The organism is Enterococcus infantis, from assembly GCF_049166715.1.
Taxonomy (GTDB): domain Bacteria; phylum Bacillota; class Bacilli; order Lactobacillales; family Enterococcaceae; genus Enterococcus_C; species Enterococcus_C leclercqii.
The window spans coordinates 92547-107586 of record NZ_JBMHFB010000009.1 but is presented as its reverse complement, the minus strand read 5'-3'; the positions used below and the strand labels follow the sequence as shown (position 1 = coordinate 107586).

The following is a 15040-nucleotide window of genomic DNA, read 5'->3' as shown; positions in this document are numbered from 1 at the left end:
TGTCAAGGAAGGTCACTAAATAACTTTAAAAGTCCGGCAACTCATCCAGGATATCCTGCTGGGTATACACGCACTTGGCACCGTCTTGAATCAAGCTGTGACAGCCATTGGAATAGCCGCTAAGGACATCTCCCGGCACTGCAAAAACTTCCCGTCCGTCTTCAAGCGCTTGTTGCGCTGTGATAAGGGAACCACTTCTAGCTTTTGCTTCCACTACACACAACCCCAAAGACAAACCGGCAATGATTCGATTTCGCATAGGAAAATGATATTTTTGAGGGGTGGTTTCTCGGGGATATTCACTGATAATCAGCTGCTCTTTTTTCATCACTTCATATAATTCACGACTCTGAGCTGGATAACAGATATCGACACCGGTCCCCAACACGGCTACAGTAAAGCCACCGCTTGCCATAGCTGCTTGGTGGGCACAGCTGTCAATTCCCTTGGCCAGCCCGGAAACAATCACAAAGTTTGCCCCCACTACTGCGGGCACAAAATCTTGTATGACTCTCCGGCCATAATTAGTAGCTTCTCGCGCACCAACAAAGGCGATCATTTTTTTCTGCAACAATTCCTTGCGTCCTTCATAAAACAAAGCCAAGGGTGGATAGGCAATCTCTTTTAGATAGTCGGGATAAAGTGGCGAGGTAATCGTGATGAATTTTTGACCCAACAAGATTTCGGCTATTTTCTCTTTTGTCAATGACTGCCAACTGTCACGAACCGTCTCTGAGAAGCGGCTATACCCCAAAATTTTTGTGATTTCATTGTAAGCTAAATCATCTCGCTTTTGACTGCGGGCATACTGTAACAATGCCCACTTTTTTTCGATTCCCATTCCTCTGCACAAAACCAACTTCATCAAAAATGTTTCTTGAAACATAAAAAAACCTCCTTTTACGGCTACTCTATAAGAAGATACCCGAAAAGAAGGTGTTTTCGCTTTTTAGTTCGAACTGTTTTTGAGCCACAGTTTTTTTAAAGTCTTCACAACTGTTTCACTCAGCTTTTCACCGTTGCTGCAATTTTAAAACCAACCTGCCCTTCAAAATACTCGGCTCAGTTACGACTGCTTTTGCAAAAAAACTCGTAAAAAACTATTGAATGTATTCAGAAACCGGTTTGAACGTACGCCGATGAATCTCACAAGGACCGTAAGATGCCAAACCAGTTAAGTGTTCTTTCGTTCCATAGCCGGCATTTCTATCAAACCCATAATGAGGAAATAATTCATGGTATTCCCGCATCAACTCATCTCTGAGCTCTTTTGCCACGATGCTGGCCGCCGCGATGGAAATTGACCGTGCATCCCCTTTGATGATTTTTTCTTGCGGTAATGGAGAATCAATTTGCATAGCATCCAATAACAGATAGGTGGGTGGCACAGCTAAATCTTCTACTGCCATAAGCATGGCTTGCCGACTCGCTTGGTAAATATTCACTCGATCAATCTCTGTGTGATCCACAACACCGACTCCGATTGCCACGGCTTTTTCTTGAATTTCTTTGAAAAGCTGACTTCTCTTTTTAGCGGAGAGTTTTTTAGAGTCGTCCAATCCATAAATCGGATTGGATGGCGATAAAATTACAGCACAAGACACGACTGGCCCGGCTAAAGGCCCTCGTCCCACTTCGTCAATTCCTGCAATAAACCGATGACCCTGTTCTAAAAGCGGTTTTTCAAACTGCCTCATCTCATGGTATTTCAGCACCAAAGCTTGTTTCTCAGCCATCCGCTTATCAAATTGTTCCAACAATTTTTGAACGCCGCTTCTTTCATCTTGCCGCAACTGTTGGATATAAGGATCACCAGGTTCCTGACAAACCGCTAATTTTTGCCGTATTGTGGCGATGGCTTCATTCTTCACTGTCACCAGCTCCCATTTCTTCATAGCGATCGAGCGTAAAACTCCCTAGCTTGTTTTGGCGAATCTCTACGACTACTAACTCGCTTCCCCGATCGTAATCGTCTTTATAGCCTCTTTTTTCTGTGATAGCCATCAATAATTCGACTGCGGGCAACGTTTCTTGTTCAGCGGTCAGTTTGTAACGCTCAGCAATCCGGCCTGGATAATAGCCTGCGAAAAAGTCCAATCCATAGATGGCAATGTCATCCAAATGAAGCAGCTGATCTTTGATAGCACCGGTCAACGCAAGCTTCTTACCTACTTCTGGGTCCTCAAACTTCGGCCACAAGATCCCCGGAGTATCCAACAGTTCCAACTCGCTACCAGAACGCAGCCATTGTTGCCCCTTCGTCACGCCAGGTTTATTGCCAGTCTGAGCAATTTTTTTACCTACCAGACGATTCATCAATGTTGACTTACCAACATTTGGGATTCCGACAACCATCGCCCGAATACTTCGAGGCTTCAATCCTCTTGCTTTGTCCCTGGCTATTTTTTCTTTCAGTGCTGTTTTAGCAGCCGTGATTACTTTTTTTGTAGTCCCCGCATCGTGGGAACTGACAGCCACCGCAGCAAAGCCGGCTTTTTCAAAATAGACTTGCCATAAACGCGTCTGTTGTGGATCAGCCAAATCAGCTTTATTCAAGATCACTAGCCGCGGCTTTTGCTGCAGCAATTGATCCAACAATGGATTACGAGAAGACAAGGGCAACCGAGCATCCACTAATTCAAACACGATATCAACAAATTTTAACTTTTCACTAACTTCCCGTCTGGCTTTGGCCATATGTCCGGGAAACCATTGAATCGTCATATTATTAAGTCCACTCCTTTCATATCAAGGTTTTAAAGGCCTTGACTCATAGAATTTAAGTTAAAATACTTCGCATGGGACAAACATGGGACAATTTAAAGATTGCCCTTCAACACCAGATTGTTTCCATACGTTATCTTGTAACCTAGTATCTTTCGCATTTTACCATAAATTGTTTCAATATCAAATGCTTGCCATTCTTCACTCAAATCACTAATCATCTTCTGAAGAATGTTATTCTTTAAGTGTCTAGTTTGGTATTCGGGAGGAATTCCTAAAGCTCTTTTAAAATCTTCGAGAGTAAACTTGATTACATCTTTATCTATATTTTCTCTCAAAATCTTATTGAGCCTAGTTGAATACTCACTACAGAAAACCTCCGGATAAAAATCAAGTGGATTGTCTTTATCTAGCCAATGATCAAGAGCATTTACAATTCGTGTTGTACCTTTATTTGAAGTTTGAGCATAAACGTTCATTGTAGTTCTCAAATCTGTATGTCCCACATGAGATTGGATTGATTTTGGATCAACCCCCTCACTATCCTTTAAGTAAGTAATATTAATAAACCTAAAAGAGTGAGGAGTTATATTTTTAACCCATTTAAACCCATACTTACTTTCGCAGTTTTCTCTTAAATCATCTTGAATCCTATGAATAAACGTTCGGTAGGATTTGGAAGTAACTGGCGCACCGTTTAACGTTCTGAATATTGAGTCTGTTTGGACATATGATTTCCAAGGTTTTATTTGATATCTCCTATCTAACTGTTTGCTTTTTTCCATAGCAACAATTAAACTTTTCAAAGCTACCTGGGACAATCCGACTACCCGTTCAGATTCTTCTGTTTTAGGTGGCCCATACTCAAATTTCCCTTTGCCAATTTGAATTAGATTTTTTGTGACTGTTATTCTCCGATTTTCAAAATCGACATCATCTACTGTTAAAGCTCCTGCCTCTCCAATTCGAAGTCCAGTATTTACTAAGAACAAAGTAAGATGGTAATAAACTGGATTCACCGATTTCTTAACCTCTGTTAGGAAAGCATTTAGCTCATGTGGTTCGAGATATTTTAACTTTCTTCTTATTTTGGGTTCCATTTTCTTTTCTCGAGGTAAATTCAACTCGACAACAGACATGGGAGAATAAACTAAAATACGATGTTTTACTGCATATCGAAAAATTTTATTTAAGGTACTCTTAATATGAATCATCGTAGAATATGAACTATCGTATTTTTTTTGATAATCAGTTAACAATTTTTCGAGTAATAACGGTGTGATACTTTCAACTAAAACGTCACCATCAATTAATTCATTCACTCTTCGAATCACTAAAATTTCTCGTTCTACTGTTCTTTCATTAACTCCGACTCGCCAATGCTCAAGCCATTTTTCTACAAGTTGAGAGAAACGTAATATTCTATCTGGTTGGGCATATTCATATTCTTCTAAAATTCGATCAATCTTGTCTTCTAATTCACGTTCAGCATTTCTTTGAGCTTTCCGAGTGCTGCCAGAATAAGTCAGAGTAATTTTCGTTCTCTTTCCAGTTAAAGGATTAGTATATCGGCTAATACATTGAAAATTTCCACTTGGTAATTTTACATGTGATGCCATCTCAAATCACTCCTATAAGTTGGTGTGATATTGATTGTAAAAACGTGTAATAGATCTCCTCCAGTCACTATTTTATCACACCAACTTTGTTTTAACAGCGACTTAACGGAAATTGGTTCTTTGCTTATATTTCAAAAATTCATGAAATCCATTAATATTTATCCAAACTAATTTTGGAGTCGGGTTAATAACGTATTTCCTAAAATCTCTACTTCTTCTCATCTCCATCAACCAATGACTCAGCGTATTGACATTCAGATGTTCATATCTTTTCATTAAGCCTTTTTTGTTAGTCCACTCGGTCTCTAATTCTTCATCTTTAGTAAGTTTCATCAAAAGTTCAATTCCTTCCTATTAAATAGTACATACTATACACAAATAAATTATCTCACTATTTCTTTTTGAGAAATCAGAATCAATTCGAAAGTATTCTAATCTATCAGCTGCTCTGCCAAAAGCACATAGGAATTTCACCTCCCCCCAGTAATGGCGGGCCAATTTGGTTACGGAAGTATCATTATCGTAGTCATAATTTTCATATTAAACTTGTCGCTCAAAGGATAACCTTTTAATGGCGTAACTAGAAAATCGCAATCTACATGTACTGATAGATTTACTATTCACTTGTCAAAGAGCGTTAGGCTATTTTCAGCCTATGGAAATCCTTTATTGTAAACTGATAAAAAACTTCCATAGAATGAAAAGGAAAGGGAAAAAATACTTTAACGAGTTGTGTCAAATTCAAGTATCTTCTCAATCAATTTCGTTTCCAGTTGTCTACGCATATATTCATCTACGTACATAACCATTCCTTTTTCTTCTTCATAGACAGGTTTCATGGCTAATCGTGATATATAATTTTGATATTTTGACAGAACGATGGACATAGCGATTGAATCACCAGAGACTGCGGCTTCAATAGTAGCTACTGGTATAAACGGTATATATCGTTTATTTTGCTTCATAATTGCCACCCAAATACTTTCCTAACTCTTCCAAGGCCACTTGTCGTTGGTACCAAACACCGCCGAGACTTTTCCCAATAATATCGCCAATTTCACGATCGTTGAGACCGATGAAGAAGGACATCAAAATGATTTCTTGTCTTAGACTAGATAATGCTGCAATCGCATTTGACAACTCCTCATTTGAAATAAAAATCTTTATACCTAGGACAATAAAGCTACCACTACTATTCATATTTGGTTCTGAATAATAAAACTCTGTATCCAGTCCTTTTTGTTTCAATATCTCCATTGAGATTTGACGTTGGCGAAATCTAGCGTATTTCTTTTGAATGTTTAATGCCTCGTTGCGGACTACTTTCTTACAAAAACTGTCAAACGCGTGTCGAATGTGGGTTTCCCCTGAGTCGCCCATAAATTTTCCTCCTCAAAAAATTCATTCAACTCGTTTTACTTCTATCCCTTTCCATTATTACTACAATTTGGGAGTGAGCATTTTTCGAAAAAACTAAATTTTTTTCAAAATAAAAAAGGCATACAGACAGGAATTGTCTATACGCCTCACAAACAGTTAAAGCTAATATCTTATCTTGCTTTTCATAAATTTGTTATATATATAAGACGCAAATTTCAAGTAGAACTTAGCAACTTATTGAAATTCACTAGTTATTCTATTTTAAACACTATCTAGCATGCGCTTGAAAATGAGCTCGGGCATGGCACTGCGCATAGTAGATTGGTCAGAAGTACTGAGATTAACTCCAAAGAACTGTCCAAAGACCATCATGCCAAGGAGTCTCATCATCAAGCTCATGCGGCAGTGAGCGCAAGTTTCGACATCTCTTCAAGTAAACACTCACGGGGAGAGTGGCGTAGCCTAATATTTTTCTTGGTAACCTGTTCATCCAGTCTTGGACACGCCGTATCAATGATAGGGATACATGTTCCATACGTGTTCCCTTCGAGATAAAGCGCCGAAGCATTCCCGTTTATCCACCATATCCGGTCGTTTCTCGATCAGATCGCCAAAAATTTTTTGTTTCATCTGTTTCGCGATTTGTTGGTTTTCCGCCGAATCTTGAGATGCTGGTCAATATTTTTTGTTTCCATTAAGCCAAGATCAATATAGTTGTACAGCGTTGTCGTGCAAGGAATCTCTTCATGGGGAAATAAGTTCAGTTTTTTTGCACGTCCCACATGGACATCGGGTGAATACTTTTTTTTCTTCATCTGATAATCAGCATACGCCATGAAGTCTGGGGCTGCAACCCATTTCGGTTGTTTGCGACAGTTTACTTGAGCTCTTTCATAAGAAGCCTGACCAGTATCGGCGGAATAAACGAAGGGCTCATAGCCATAGGTTTTTCCTTTTTGAACTTGACGTTTAATTTGACGGACCGTACCGTTTTTTACTTCAGTATGAATTGTTTGAGGAGCCGTTCGAGTAATTTTGCGATTGCACGATTGGATAGCTGTCGGTCACGTTATTTCCAAGCTTCAATTTTTTTCATTCCTGATACTTAAGGTGTTTGCCTTTGCGTAAATATGTGAAATCCTCAGGACAATTCATCCTTTATTGATTGTGTGGGAACTTCAATAATACATGAAATTGGGTAATGATGTTTTTTAGAGAGCGTAAAATAGTTTGTGTAAATTAGGGTATTGAAAAAGGAAGACCTTATTCGTATGATTAAAGCGACTAAACCAAATCAACGAAAGAGGTCTTCCCATGAATCAGTTTAACAAAGAAATCGCTCAAGCACTACTAGAAAATACAAATTTAACAGAAGTTTTTCGCAATCAGCTTGAAACCACAATGAATACTCTTTTAGAAAGTGAATTAACTGCTATTCTCGGCTATAATCCTTACGCGCGACTCAATAACGGTAACTATCGAAATGGTGACTACACAAGACGATTAGATACACAGTTTGGTCAAATTAATGTGCGCGTCCCTAGGGACAGAAAAGGAGAATTTCATCAGTCTTTAATTCCTCCTTATACTCATCGTATTGACAGCTTAGAAACGACTATTATCCAACTCTATGAAAAAGGCATTACCACTAGAGAAATTGCCGATTTAATTGAAAAGATGTATGGTTCACACTATAGTCCTACGACCATTTCTAACATTACAAAAATGGTTGATGAACAAGTGACTGCTTTTCATTCCCGTCCTATTTTTCATTCACAATATGTTTGTCTTTTTCTAGATGCTACATATATTCCCTTAAGACGTGACGCTGTCCAGAAAGAAGCGGTACATATTGCTTTAGGGATTACTTCTTCTGGAGAAAAAGAAATTTTAGATTATCTTATTGCCCCACAAGAATCAGATGCTGCTTGGTCCGATTTATTAGGCAGTCTTGTTTCTAGAGGACTAACTGATGTGCAACTTATCGTTGCCGATGGCATGACCGCTATTCAAAATGCTTGCGAAAGAAATTATCCCCAAGCTAAATTTCAACGATGTCTTGTGCACATTAACCGAAACATTATGGGAAAGGTTCGCGTTTCTGATCGTAAAGAAGTAGCCAGTGATTTCAAAGGAATTCATCATGCGATCAATTTTAAAGAGGGTGAAGAAAAAATCCAAACCTTTATAGAAAAATGGGAGAAACGTTATCCAAGAATGACGCACTCTCTTCAAAACACAGAAAATCTCCTGACCTTCACGCAATTTCCCAAAGCTATTCGAGGTACTATTTATTCCACCAACATTATTGAATCTTTCAATAAACAGTTGAAAAGAAAAACAAAAATCAAAGAACAATTTCCTAATGAAGAAGCTCTTGATCGTTTTTTAGTCACCCAAATGGTTGATTATAATAATAAAAAAACTGGTAGAGCCCATAAAGGTTTTAAACAATGCCAGGACACATTGGATTCAATGTTTTAAAAATATAAATCAAACTGAATAAGGTTTAAATGAATTTACACAAACTTCTTGACACACCCGTTTTTTATTTTATGAAGTGGCTAAGTTTATTATAATATACCTTTTTAATAATTCTTCTCGATATTCTTCAATTAAAAAATTATCTCTGAATCCTTAATCAAATAGACGGAAATATAATACGGTTCAGATAAAAAGAAACAAATAAAAAGCACACTCTTAATTGACTGTGCTTTTTATTTGCTTAAAAAAATGTTGAAATAAGTGCTAAAATAGCTAAACCACCTTGGGTTAGAATAATTTTTTTATCACTTGTAATACTGCCATATAATGCCACTAAAATAATATAAATTAATAGTAATCTACTAATTTCGATTGGATTACTTGAAAGAAAAACACTATATAATAACCCAACACCAATCAAACCATTATAAATACCCTGATTTTTAAAAAGTGTGTTTAAGGCTTTGCTTATTAACTCTTCTTTTGTCATGTTAAATACTCGACTTGTAGCGTCTGAAGTTGTAGCAAATGTTTCTAAATATAGGATATAGAAAAATTCCAAAGCTACTAAAACAATCAATACTGTTGATAATATTGACATTCTTTCTCCTTTCTTAACTATTTATTTTGATTACTATCCAACTATACGTTATTTTAAGTGAGTTGTAAAATATCTTGTAACCACCAATTTAATCTAAGGGATTGAACTTATCCAAGCTAGTTCGTATTTCTTCTTCTAATCCGATGTATCGGATAGTCACTGCTTGACTAGAATGATTCAAAATTTTCATCAATGTGGGAATATCCCTGAATTGTCGATAATACTTATATCCGAATGTTTTTCTCATGGTATGTGTGATGTTAGGATGATTTCATGGACACGATTTGGTAGAATCTAACTACTAAGAAAAGGACGTGTCCACGATGGCAAAAGCCAATAAAAAATTTGATGAAGACTTTAAGAAGACGATCTTAGATTTAAACCAGTCTGGCCAATCGGTCGAGGAACTGGCAGAGCAATATGGTATCGCTACACAAACGATTTATCGTTGGAAGAAGCTGCGAGACTCGTTGGCTGTTCCAAAACAACAGTCGCCCGTTCCCTTGCAACTGGCGGGCCGGTACTGAAGGGCTCCGCAAAAGGTATAATATTTGCAATCCGTAACTGGTAATGAACTACTTTGTCACGAGTAGAAAGAACTTCTGGGAACGGAGCAGTCCCTTTATCAACGGCTGGTCGCCGTAATCTCGAATTCAAGAAATTGATCTGGAATTGATATTACAATAGTGTAAGTGGTCACAATATCATACAGAATATATAATAACCTTGTAAGGTCAAGTGTCTTATTTATGGCTGTCCGCCTAGCCATCTTGCATGTCGCAAATAGTAACTGTGTGTTTCTCTCGTCAAAGAAAAAGGGTGATAGTATGATGACAAAAAGAAATGGAATAATTGTGTTGTTTACTGCTTTTACAATGGTACTCGGTTTAGCTACCAATAGTCCTGTATCTTATGCTGAGGAGAATGGTAACAGTCTTAATGCGGTCGATGAAAATCGATTTTCTGAATTAGTGGAAGGATTTCACGAGAATGATTTTATACGGGCAGGCGAATATGTAGAAGCGTTACCTAATTTTTCAGAGTTATCGCTAGAGGAATTGGATGTGTTAGTCGCAAATTACATGATTTCAAATTTGCTCCGATTGAGGTCAACATATCTTCCACCAACAGCATATGGTGGATTGAATGCTAAGGAAGTAGCCCTGGCTAAAAATCATCCTTTTGAAGCTACACAATTTTATGGATCTTCACAAGTTGCTATAAATTATACAAAAACAAAGTTTGGTAGAAATGGGTTTCAAGATGCCTCTGATGCATTTCGACATGCTATGTGGAATGGAAATTTGACCCAACGTATAGGTGCAAGTCGTGCTAAAGTTTGGACAGATGCTCACGAAGCCTATTCGTCGGGGATTGATAAACAGATGGATCTACACAATAATCAACTAGGTAGGACAATAGGAAAGAATTATGGTTCGACTAATCCTGGAATTAACGTTAAAAATATGGCCGACAAAATTTATAGTGAAATCAAGGCAGGAAAAGGAAAAGTTATTAAAAATAATAAACTAGTTAGTTCAAAATTCTAGATTAAAGGGGCTGAAGTATGAAAAAAAGAGTATGGATCTTTGCTTCAGTGATTGTTGTCGTAATTGCAGGTGCTTCGTATTTTTATTTTAGCAGACCTCAATTAGAGATAGCCAAAAGTCAAGAGGTTCAAAATATAGTTGTTGAACCGGGAGGTAAGAAATTATCACAGCAAGACGCTGAAAGCATCTTAAAAAAGATCAGGGAAGCTAAGAAGACTTTTTCATCAAGTAATACAGATCAGCCAAGTGTAAATAAATACTACACACTTAAAATTCTCGATACCAAGGATAGTGAGGACACGCTATATGTCTTCGAAGAAAATGGAAAAGTCTATATCGAGCGACCATACGACGGTATTTATCGTAGTAATAGTGAACTAATGACAAGAATTGAACAAATTGTAGACAATTAAGTATTAGAATATGGGGCAGAGTCAGCATTTAAGGTTGACTCTGTCTTATTTTTTGTATGAATAGGGTGTACCCTAAATAGACACGGAAATATAGTTGAAAAACAAGGCTTTTCAATGTATGATTAGGGTGTATTTTATATGGCTGGAGAAAGCAGGTAAAAATTATTGAAAATTGCATATATCCGAGTTTCATCGATTGATCAAAATGAGCAACGTCAAATTGAGGAAATGAAAAAATTTGGTGCCGAAAAAATTTTCATCGAGAAACAATCTGGAGCAACTATTACTCATCGACCGATTTTTCAGGAAGCTCTAGATTTTGTTAGAGAGCAAGATGTTTTTATTGTAGAAGCCATCGATCGACTTGGGCGGAACTATGACGAGATTATCGATTCAGTTAATTATCTAAAGAAGAAAAATGTGAGACTCATTATCACTAGTTTACCGATCATGGCTGAAGCAATCGGAAATCCTCTTTTAGATAAATTCATCAAAGATTTAATCATTCAAATCTTGGCCATGATTGCCGAACAAGAGCGTACTGAATCTAAACGACGCCAGGCACAAGGAATTAAGATTGCTAAAGCAAACGGCGTCTATAAAGGTCGTCCTAAGTTATACAGTGCAGAAACAAAAGATCCTCAGCGACGCCTTGTTTATAAAAGCATCGTTCAGGATCTGGAGAATGGAGTTGCTATCTCAAAGATTGCAAAAGACTATAATGTGACTAGGCAAACAGTTTACCGAATAAAAAAAGAAATGGATCAACTAATTGTATGATTTCTTTTTTAAATCACGTAATTATGAATAGCTTTGTTATCAAGATAGCCAATCAAGTAAAATTCATCTAGCTAAGTTGATTATATTTATGATAACGAGAAATTAGTTGACATAAATATAATCAACACAATAATCATGCTGATTTAAAGCTATTTATCACCGATAACTTTGTATAATATATCTTATGTAAACTAATAAGATTTGAATTTTATTTTATACACACTCGATAATAGATCAATTTTATGGTCCCCCGCATTTACGATTGCACAAGAGAAACATAAAGTCGACCTATTAGCATTTCTTTTCAATTCAAACATTAAAAAAGTTTATACCTCTGCTACTAAAAAATGAAATTATCTATTTAAAATTTAAAACGGTAAATCTGATTCATCCAAATTGGAAAATGGATCAGCCTGTATTGGAGCTTTGTATTTCTCCATAATAACAGATATCTTTTTTTCATTTTTTAAAAAATACCTTTTAAATTTCTTATAGTCCTCTGAAATCAAAATATAGCGTGATGGATACTCATCAAAAGAAGAATCGTATTCTTCCTTTAAAATTCCCGATTTACTTAATTTTTCTAGTACATCAAATACTCTATCACTCAAGTAACTCCTTAAATTGTTATCACTTTCCCATTGAACTACTTTTCTATAAGTTGAATTATCAGTTGAAAAGATAGAATTTTCATCCATAAACGCATATATTAGCAGCAATCTTTCATCATTGTCAAATTCTATTGGATCAAAAATGTCTAAATTATCTTCAAAATCTTCATCAGTTCCTATAACTTTCTTGTTAATTGCTGAAGATGTCTTATAAGAAATAGAATCTAAATCAAAACGTTTTGATTCTAAATTATTTTGTGCTTTTTCAATTAAATGATTAACTTTTTTTGTGAGAAACCTTCTGATATTGTCTTTGCTATATGTTCCATAAAAACCTTTATCTTCAAGAGAATCCCTGTACTTCTTAACTTCTATATACTCTTCAGCCAAAATTTGTGGAACTGGTTCGTCTAAGAAAAAAAATTCCTACTTCGCCTTTGCTATTTTTATAGAAGTAATCAATTTCTGCTATAGTTCCCGATCTATAATTATCAACTGGAGAGCCCAACTTATGGCCAAAAATCGCTAATAAAATATCGCTATTTTCTACAATTTGTTTATTAATAACACTTTGCCCAGAGCTATTATTTATATAAGTAGGAATCGCATTAGTTTCCCATCGTATAGGCATCAAAATCACTTTTGTATTATCTGTATTTTCTATATTCCATCTATATATGGTTTCTTCTACTTCATTCCTTTTTGCTGCTATATCACCTGGTGATGCTATAAATACTTTTATAAGATTTATGGTTTTCATTTATTGTACCTTTCTCTCTCGTTCTCTTTAAAGTAATTTTGGTATAAAATTTATTTTCTTTTACACTATAGTACAACCTTTATCTATCTAGTAAAAAAAGGCCCACTAAACTAATTGATTAGTTAGGAGCCTATTATAGATATATTTTCAACTCGCTTTTAAGCAAATTCTACTACCAGCTTTTTACCTAATGCTCTGGCGATATCATCAAGTTTATCGAAAGATACGTTATCCCCTCTCTCAATTCGAGCAATAGTAGATTGAGTTGTATGTGCTTTTTGTGCAAGCTCCGCTTGAGTTAGCCCTGCTTCCTCCCGAGCATGATAAAGAGCAACCGCAGTTTCGAGTTTTCTTCCTTCACGGTCATATGCTTCTGCAAAATCTTTATCTTTTTTCTTTTCTTCAATCAATTTTTTAATCATCATTTGTGAACCACTCCTCTCTAAGTTCTTTTGCATGCTTGAGTTCAGTTATTGGTGTTTTCTCCGTTTTTTTAGTAAATCCGTGAGTAATGACATACCTTCCATTGTCCACATGGAAATAGATGGCTCTTTGGATGTTTGATCCTACCTTACTTCTTAATTCGTACAAATTAGTGTCTAATTTTTTCACCCATTTCAACCGTTGAGCTACTAGCATCCCATTCTTTTCTGTTTCTTCTATTGTACGTAAAAGCTTCGCACTATCTTTTTTTGGTAATGTTTCCAACCATTCTAAAAATTCATCATGACCATTAGGTCTTTTAAATGTTTCAAAAGATATTTTTTCCATACCCAATTATATCATATATTGATTTTATATTATAGTATATAATATAAAAATTCGAATTATGGTTCTGTTGCAAAGTTTTAAATCTACTATCAAATAAGGTAGAATAATAGAAAAAGATAGCAGGAGGAATGACGATGAATCATTTTAAAGGAAAGCAATTTCAGCAGGATGTGATTATTGTAGCCGTGGGCTACTATCTTCGTTATAACCTTAGCTATCGTGAAGTTCAAGAAATCTTATATGATCGTGGCATTAACGTTTCTCATACGACGATTTATCGTTGGGTGCAAGAATATGGCAAACTACTCTATCAAATTTGGAAAAAGAAAAATAAAAAATCCTTTTATTCATGGAAAATGGATGAAACGTACATCAAAATTAAAGGAAAATGGCATTATTTGTATCGAGCCATCGATGCAGATGGTTTAACCTTGGATATTTGGTTACGTAAAAAACGGGACACACAAGCAGCCTATGCTTTTCTTAAGCGGTTAGTGAAGCAGTTTGATGAACCGAAGGTTGTAGTCACAGATAAAGCCCCCTCTATTACAAGTGCCTTTAAGAAACTAAAAGAATACGGCGGCTTTGGTTCTGTTGCAAAGTTTTCAAAAGAATCTATTTTAAGTTAAAATTATAGAAAAGATAGCTTGGAGGAACGAAAATGAAGCATTTCAAAGGGAAACAATTTCAAAAAGACGTGATTATTGTCGCCGTTGGCTATTATCTTCGTTATAACCTCAGCTATCGAGACGTTCAAGAAATACTTTATGATCGTGGCATTCATGTGTGTCATACAACGATTTACCGTTGGGTACAAGAATACGGCAAAGCCCTATATCAAATTTGGAAAAAGAAAAATAGACAGTCTTTTTATTCGTGGAAAATGGATGAAACTTATATCAAAATCAAAGGGACCTGGCACTATTTGTATCGCGCCATCGATGCAGACGGTTTAACGCTGGACATTTGGCTACGTAAAAAACGCGACACACAAGCAGCCTACGCATTTTTAAAACGTCTTAGAAAGCAGTTTGGCGAACCAAAGGTTCTAGTCACAGACAAGGCACCATCTATTGGCAGTGCGTTTAAAAAATTACAAAAAGCTGGTCTGTATACGAAGACAGAACACAGAACAGTTAAGTATCTCAATAACTTGATTGAGCAAGATCATCGACCAATCAAACGTCGGAATAAATTTTATCGAAGCTTACGCACTGCCTCAACAACGATTAAAGGCATGGAAACGATTCGCGGAATATACAAGAAAAGCCGAAAAGAGGGCACACTCTTCGGCTTTTCGGTTTGCACTGAAATCAAGGTCTTATTGGGTATTCCAGCTTAAAAAGC

At 36.3% G+C, this 15040-nt stretch carries 17 protein-coding genes and 3 pseudogenes; 7 read left to right on the top strand and 13 right to left on the bottom strand.

Translation table 11 applies throughout. The annotated features are described in order from the left end of the window. Positions 1-25: 25 nt before the first annotated feature. The 7 genes and pseudogenes from dprA to ACOMA8_RS11785 all read right to left on the bottom strand — a co-directional run bounded on the left by dprA (position 26) and on the right by ACOMA8_RS11785 (position 6878). Positions 26-886 carry a DNA-processing protein DprA gene (gene dprA / locus ACOMA8_RS11815; RefSeq protein ID WP_421370977.1) on the bottom strand — a complete coding sequence of 287 codons (861 nt, stop codon included), beginning with the start codon at positions 884-886 and terminating at the stop codon, positions 26-28. Positions 887-1100: 214 nt separating this feature from the next. Continuing rightward, a complete protein-coding gene (locus tag ACOMA8_RS11810) occupies positions 1101-1895 on the bottom strand; it encodes a ribonuclease HII (RefSeq protein WP_421370975.1) in 795 nt (264 codons plus the stop codon). Continuing rightward, complete coding sequence (gene ylqF / locus ACOMA8_RS11805; protein WP_421370973.1) at positions 1861-2724, bottom strand: ribosome biogenesis GTPase YlqF; 864 nt, start codon at positions 2722-2724, stop codon at positions 1861-1863. Before ylqF ends, ACOMA8_RS11810 begins: the two co-directional genes overlap by 35 nt. Before the next feature lie 95 nt (positions 2725-2819). Further along, positions 2820-4343, bottom strand: coding sequence for a tyrosine-type recombinase/integrase (locus ACOMA8_RS11800; RefSeq protein ID WP_061840532.1), 1524 nt, complete (start codon positions 4341-4343; stop codon positions 2820-2822). A gap of 722 nt (positions 4344-5065) precedes the next feature. Beyond that, positions 5066-5308, bottom strand: a complete 243-nt coding sequence (locus ACOMA8_RS11795; protein ID WP_002335627.1) for a helix-turn-helix domain-containing protein — start codon at positions 5306-5308, stop codon at positions 5066-5068. Continuing rightward, positions 5295-5723 carry a sigma-70 RNA polymerase sigma factor region 4 domain-containing protein gene (locus ACOMA8_RS11790; protein WP_002335626.1) on the bottom strand — a complete coding sequence of 143 codons (429 nt, stop codon included), beginning with the start codon at positions 5721-5723 and terminating at the stop codon, positions 5295-5297. The genes ACOMA8_RS11795 and ACOMA8_RS11790 overlap by 14 nt, the downstream gene beginning before the upstream one ends. 395 nt (positions 5724-6118) lie before the next feature. Beyond that, positions 6119-6878, bottom strand: a pseudogene (locus ACOMA8_RS11785) (transposase). A gap of 159 nt (positions 6879-7037) precedes the next feature. Between ACOMA8_RS11785 and ACOMA8_RS11780 the strand changes: the two are divergent. Next, entirely contained in the window at positions 7038-8207 is a 1170-nt protein-coding gene (locus ACOMA8_RS11780) for an IS256 family transposase (protein ID WP_071131292.1), read from the top strand. A gap of 241 nt (positions 8208-8448) precedes the next feature. Here ACOMA8_RS11780 and ACOMA8_RS11775 read toward each other — a convergent pair whose 3' ends face one another. Then, positions 8449-8808, bottom strand: coding sequence for a DUF1304 domain-containing protein (locus ACOMA8_RS11775; RefSeq protein ID WP_096711207.1), 360 nt, complete (start codon positions 8806-8808; stop codon positions 8449-8451). An 88-nt stretch (positions 8809-8896) separates the two neighbouring features. Continuing rightward, positions 8897-9064 (bottom strand): annotated as a pseudogene (locus tag ACOMA8_RS11770) (site-specific integrase); the annotation flags it as partial. A 67-nt stretch (positions 9065-9131) separates the two neighbouring features. Here ACOMA8_RS11770 and ACOMA8_RS11765 point away from each other — a divergent pair. The 4 genes from ACOMA8_RS11765 (at position 9132) to ACOMA8_RS11750 (ending at position 11551) form a co-directional block, all read left to right on the top strand. Continuing rightward, positions 9132-9335: a transposase gene (locus tag ACOMA8_RS11765; RefSeq protein WP_096711209.1), complete on the top strand. Its 204-nt coding sequence runs from the start codon at positions 9132-9134 to the stop codon at positions 9333-9335. 300 nt (positions 9336-9635) lie between these two features. After that, positions 9636-10358, top strand: a complete 723-nt coding sequence (locus tag ACOMA8_RS11760) for a DUF6973 domain-containing protein (protein ID WP_129240306.1) — start codon at positions 9636-9638, stop codon at positions 10356-10358. Positions 10359-10375: 17 nt separating this feature from the next. After that, positions 10376-10771, top strand: coding sequence for a DUF5301 domain-containing protein (locus ACOMA8_RS11755; RefSeq protein ID WP_421370968.1), 396 nt, complete (start codon positions 10376-10378; stop codon positions 10769-10771). 165 nt (positions 10772-10936) lie between these two features. Then, a complete protein-coding gene (locus ACOMA8_RS11750) occupies positions 10937-11551 on the top strand; it encodes a recombinase family protein (protein ID WP_181711713.1) in 615 nt (204 codons plus the stop codon). Positions 11552-11919: 368 nt separating this feature from the next. On the opposite strand, the gene ACOMA8_RS11745 is transcribed toward ACOMA8_RS11750, so the two are convergent. The 4 genes from ACOMA8_RS11745 to ACOMA8_RS11730 all read right to left on the bottom strand — a co-directional run bounded on the left by ACOMA8_RS11745 (position 11920) and on the right by ACOMA8_RS11730 (position 13693). Next, the gene (locus tag ACOMA8_RS11745) at positions 11920-12552 is read right to left on the bottom strand and encodes a hypothetical protein (protein WP_421370965.1); all 633 of its coding nucleotides are present in this window, start codon (positions 12550-12552) and stop codon (positions 11920-11922) included. After that, positions 12545-12922, bottom strand: a complete 378-nt coding sequence (locus ACOMA8_RS11740) for a DUF4062 domain-containing protein (protein WP_421370963.1) — start codon at positions 12920-12922, stop codon at positions 12545-12547. Before ACOMA8_RS11740 ends, ACOMA8_RS11745 begins: the two co-directional genes overlap by 8 nt. Before the next feature lie 158 nt (positions 12923-13080). Next, positions 13081-13347: a helix-turn-helix domain-containing protein gene (locus ACOMA8_RS11735; protein WP_002339787.1), complete on the bottom strand. Its 267-nt coding sequence runs from the start codon at positions 13345-13347 to the stop codon at positions 13081-13083. After that, positions 13337-13693 carry a type II toxin-antitoxin system RelE/ParE family toxin gene (locus tag ACOMA8_RS11730; RefSeq protein WP_002339788.1) on the bottom strand — a complete coding sequence of 119 codons (357 nt, stop codon included), beginning with the start codon at positions 13691-13693 and terminating at the stop codon, positions 13337-13339. The genes ACOMA8_RS11735 and ACOMA8_RS11730 overlap by 11 nt, the downstream gene beginning before the upstream one ends. A gap of 134 nt (positions 13694-13827) precedes the next feature. Here ACOMA8_RS11730 and ACOMA8_RS11725 point away from each other — a divergent pair. Beyond that, positions 13828-14274 (top strand): annotated as a pseudogene (locus ACOMA8_RS11725) (IS6-like element IS1216 family transposase); the annotation flags it as partial. A gap of 80 nt (positions 14275-14354) precedes the next feature. Continuing rightward, on the top strand, positions 14355-15035 hold the full coding sequence (locus tag ACOMA8_RS11720; protein ID WP_016628553.1) for an IS6 family transposase: 681 nt from the start codon (positions 14355-14357) through the stop codon (positions 15033-15035). Positions 15036-15040 lie beyond the last annotated feature (5 nt).

What these genes read in the sequence shown, in the direction of transcription:
- dprA (WP_421370977.1), bottom strand. Translation starts at nt 886, where the DNA reads ATGTTTCAAGAAACATTTTTGATGAAGTTGGTTTTGTGCAGAGGAATG.
- ACOMA8_RS11810 (WP_421370975.1), bottom strand. Translation starts at nt 1,895, where the DNA reads ATGAAGAAATGGGAGCTGGTGACAGTGAAGAATGAAGCCATCGCCACA.
- ylqF (WP_421370973.1), bottom strand. Translation starts at nt 2,724, where the DNA reads ATGACGATTCAATGGTTTCCCGGACATATGGCCAAAGCCAGACGGGAA.
- ACOMA8_RS11800 (WP_061840532.1), bottom strand. Translation starts at nt 4,343, where the DNA reads ATGGCATCACATGTAAAATTACCAAGTGGAAATTTTCAATGTATTAGC.
- ACOMA8_RS11795 (WP_002335627.1), bottom strand. Translation starts at nt 5,308, where the DNA reads ATGAAGCAAAATAAACGATATATACCGTTTATACCAGTAGCTACTATT.
- ACOMA8_RS11790 (WP_002335626.1), bottom strand. Translation starts at nt 5,723, where the DNA reads ATGGGCGACTCAGGGGAAACCCACATTCGACACGCGTTTGACAGTTTT.
- ACOMA8_RS11780 (WP_071131292.1), top strand. Translation starts at nt 7,038, where the DNA reads ATGAATCAGTTTAACAAAGAAATCGCTCAAGCACTACTAGAAAATACA.
- ACOMA8_RS11775 (WP_096711207.1), bottom strand. Translation starts at nt 8,808, where the DNA reads ATGTCAATATTATCAACAGTATTGATTGTTTTAGTAGCTTTGGAATTT.
- ACOMA8_RS11765 (WP_096711209.1), top strand. Translation starts at nt 9,132, where the DNA reads ATGGCAAAAGCCAATAAAAAATTTGATGAAGACTTTAAGAAGACGATC.
- ACOMA8_RS11760 (WP_129240306.1), top strand. Translation starts at nt 9,636, where the DNA reads ATGATGACAAAAAGAAATGGAATAATTGTGTTGTTTACTGCTTTTACA.
- ACOMA8_RS11755 (WP_421370968.1), top strand. Translation starts at nt 10,376, where the DNA reads ATGAAAAAAAGAGTATGGATCTTTGCTTCAGTGATTGTTGTCGTAATT.
- ACOMA8_RS11740 (WP_421370963.1), bottom strand. Translation starts at nt 12,922, where the DNA reads ATGAAAACCATAAATCTTATAAAAGTATTTATAGCATCACCAGGTGAT.
- ACOMA8_RS11735 (WP_002339787.1), bottom strand. Translation starts at nt 13,347, where the DNA reads ATGATGATTAAAAAATTGATTGAAGAAAAGAAAAAAGATAAAGATTTT.
- ACOMA8_RS11730 (WP_002339788.1), bottom strand. Translation starts at nt 13,693, where the DNA reads ATGGAAAAAATATCTTTTGAAACATTTAAAAGACCTAATGGTCATGAT.
- ACOMA8_RS11720 (WP_016628553.1), top strand. Translation starts at nt 14,355, where the DNA reads ATGAAGCATTTCAAAGGGAAACAATTTCAAAAAGACGTGATTATTGTC.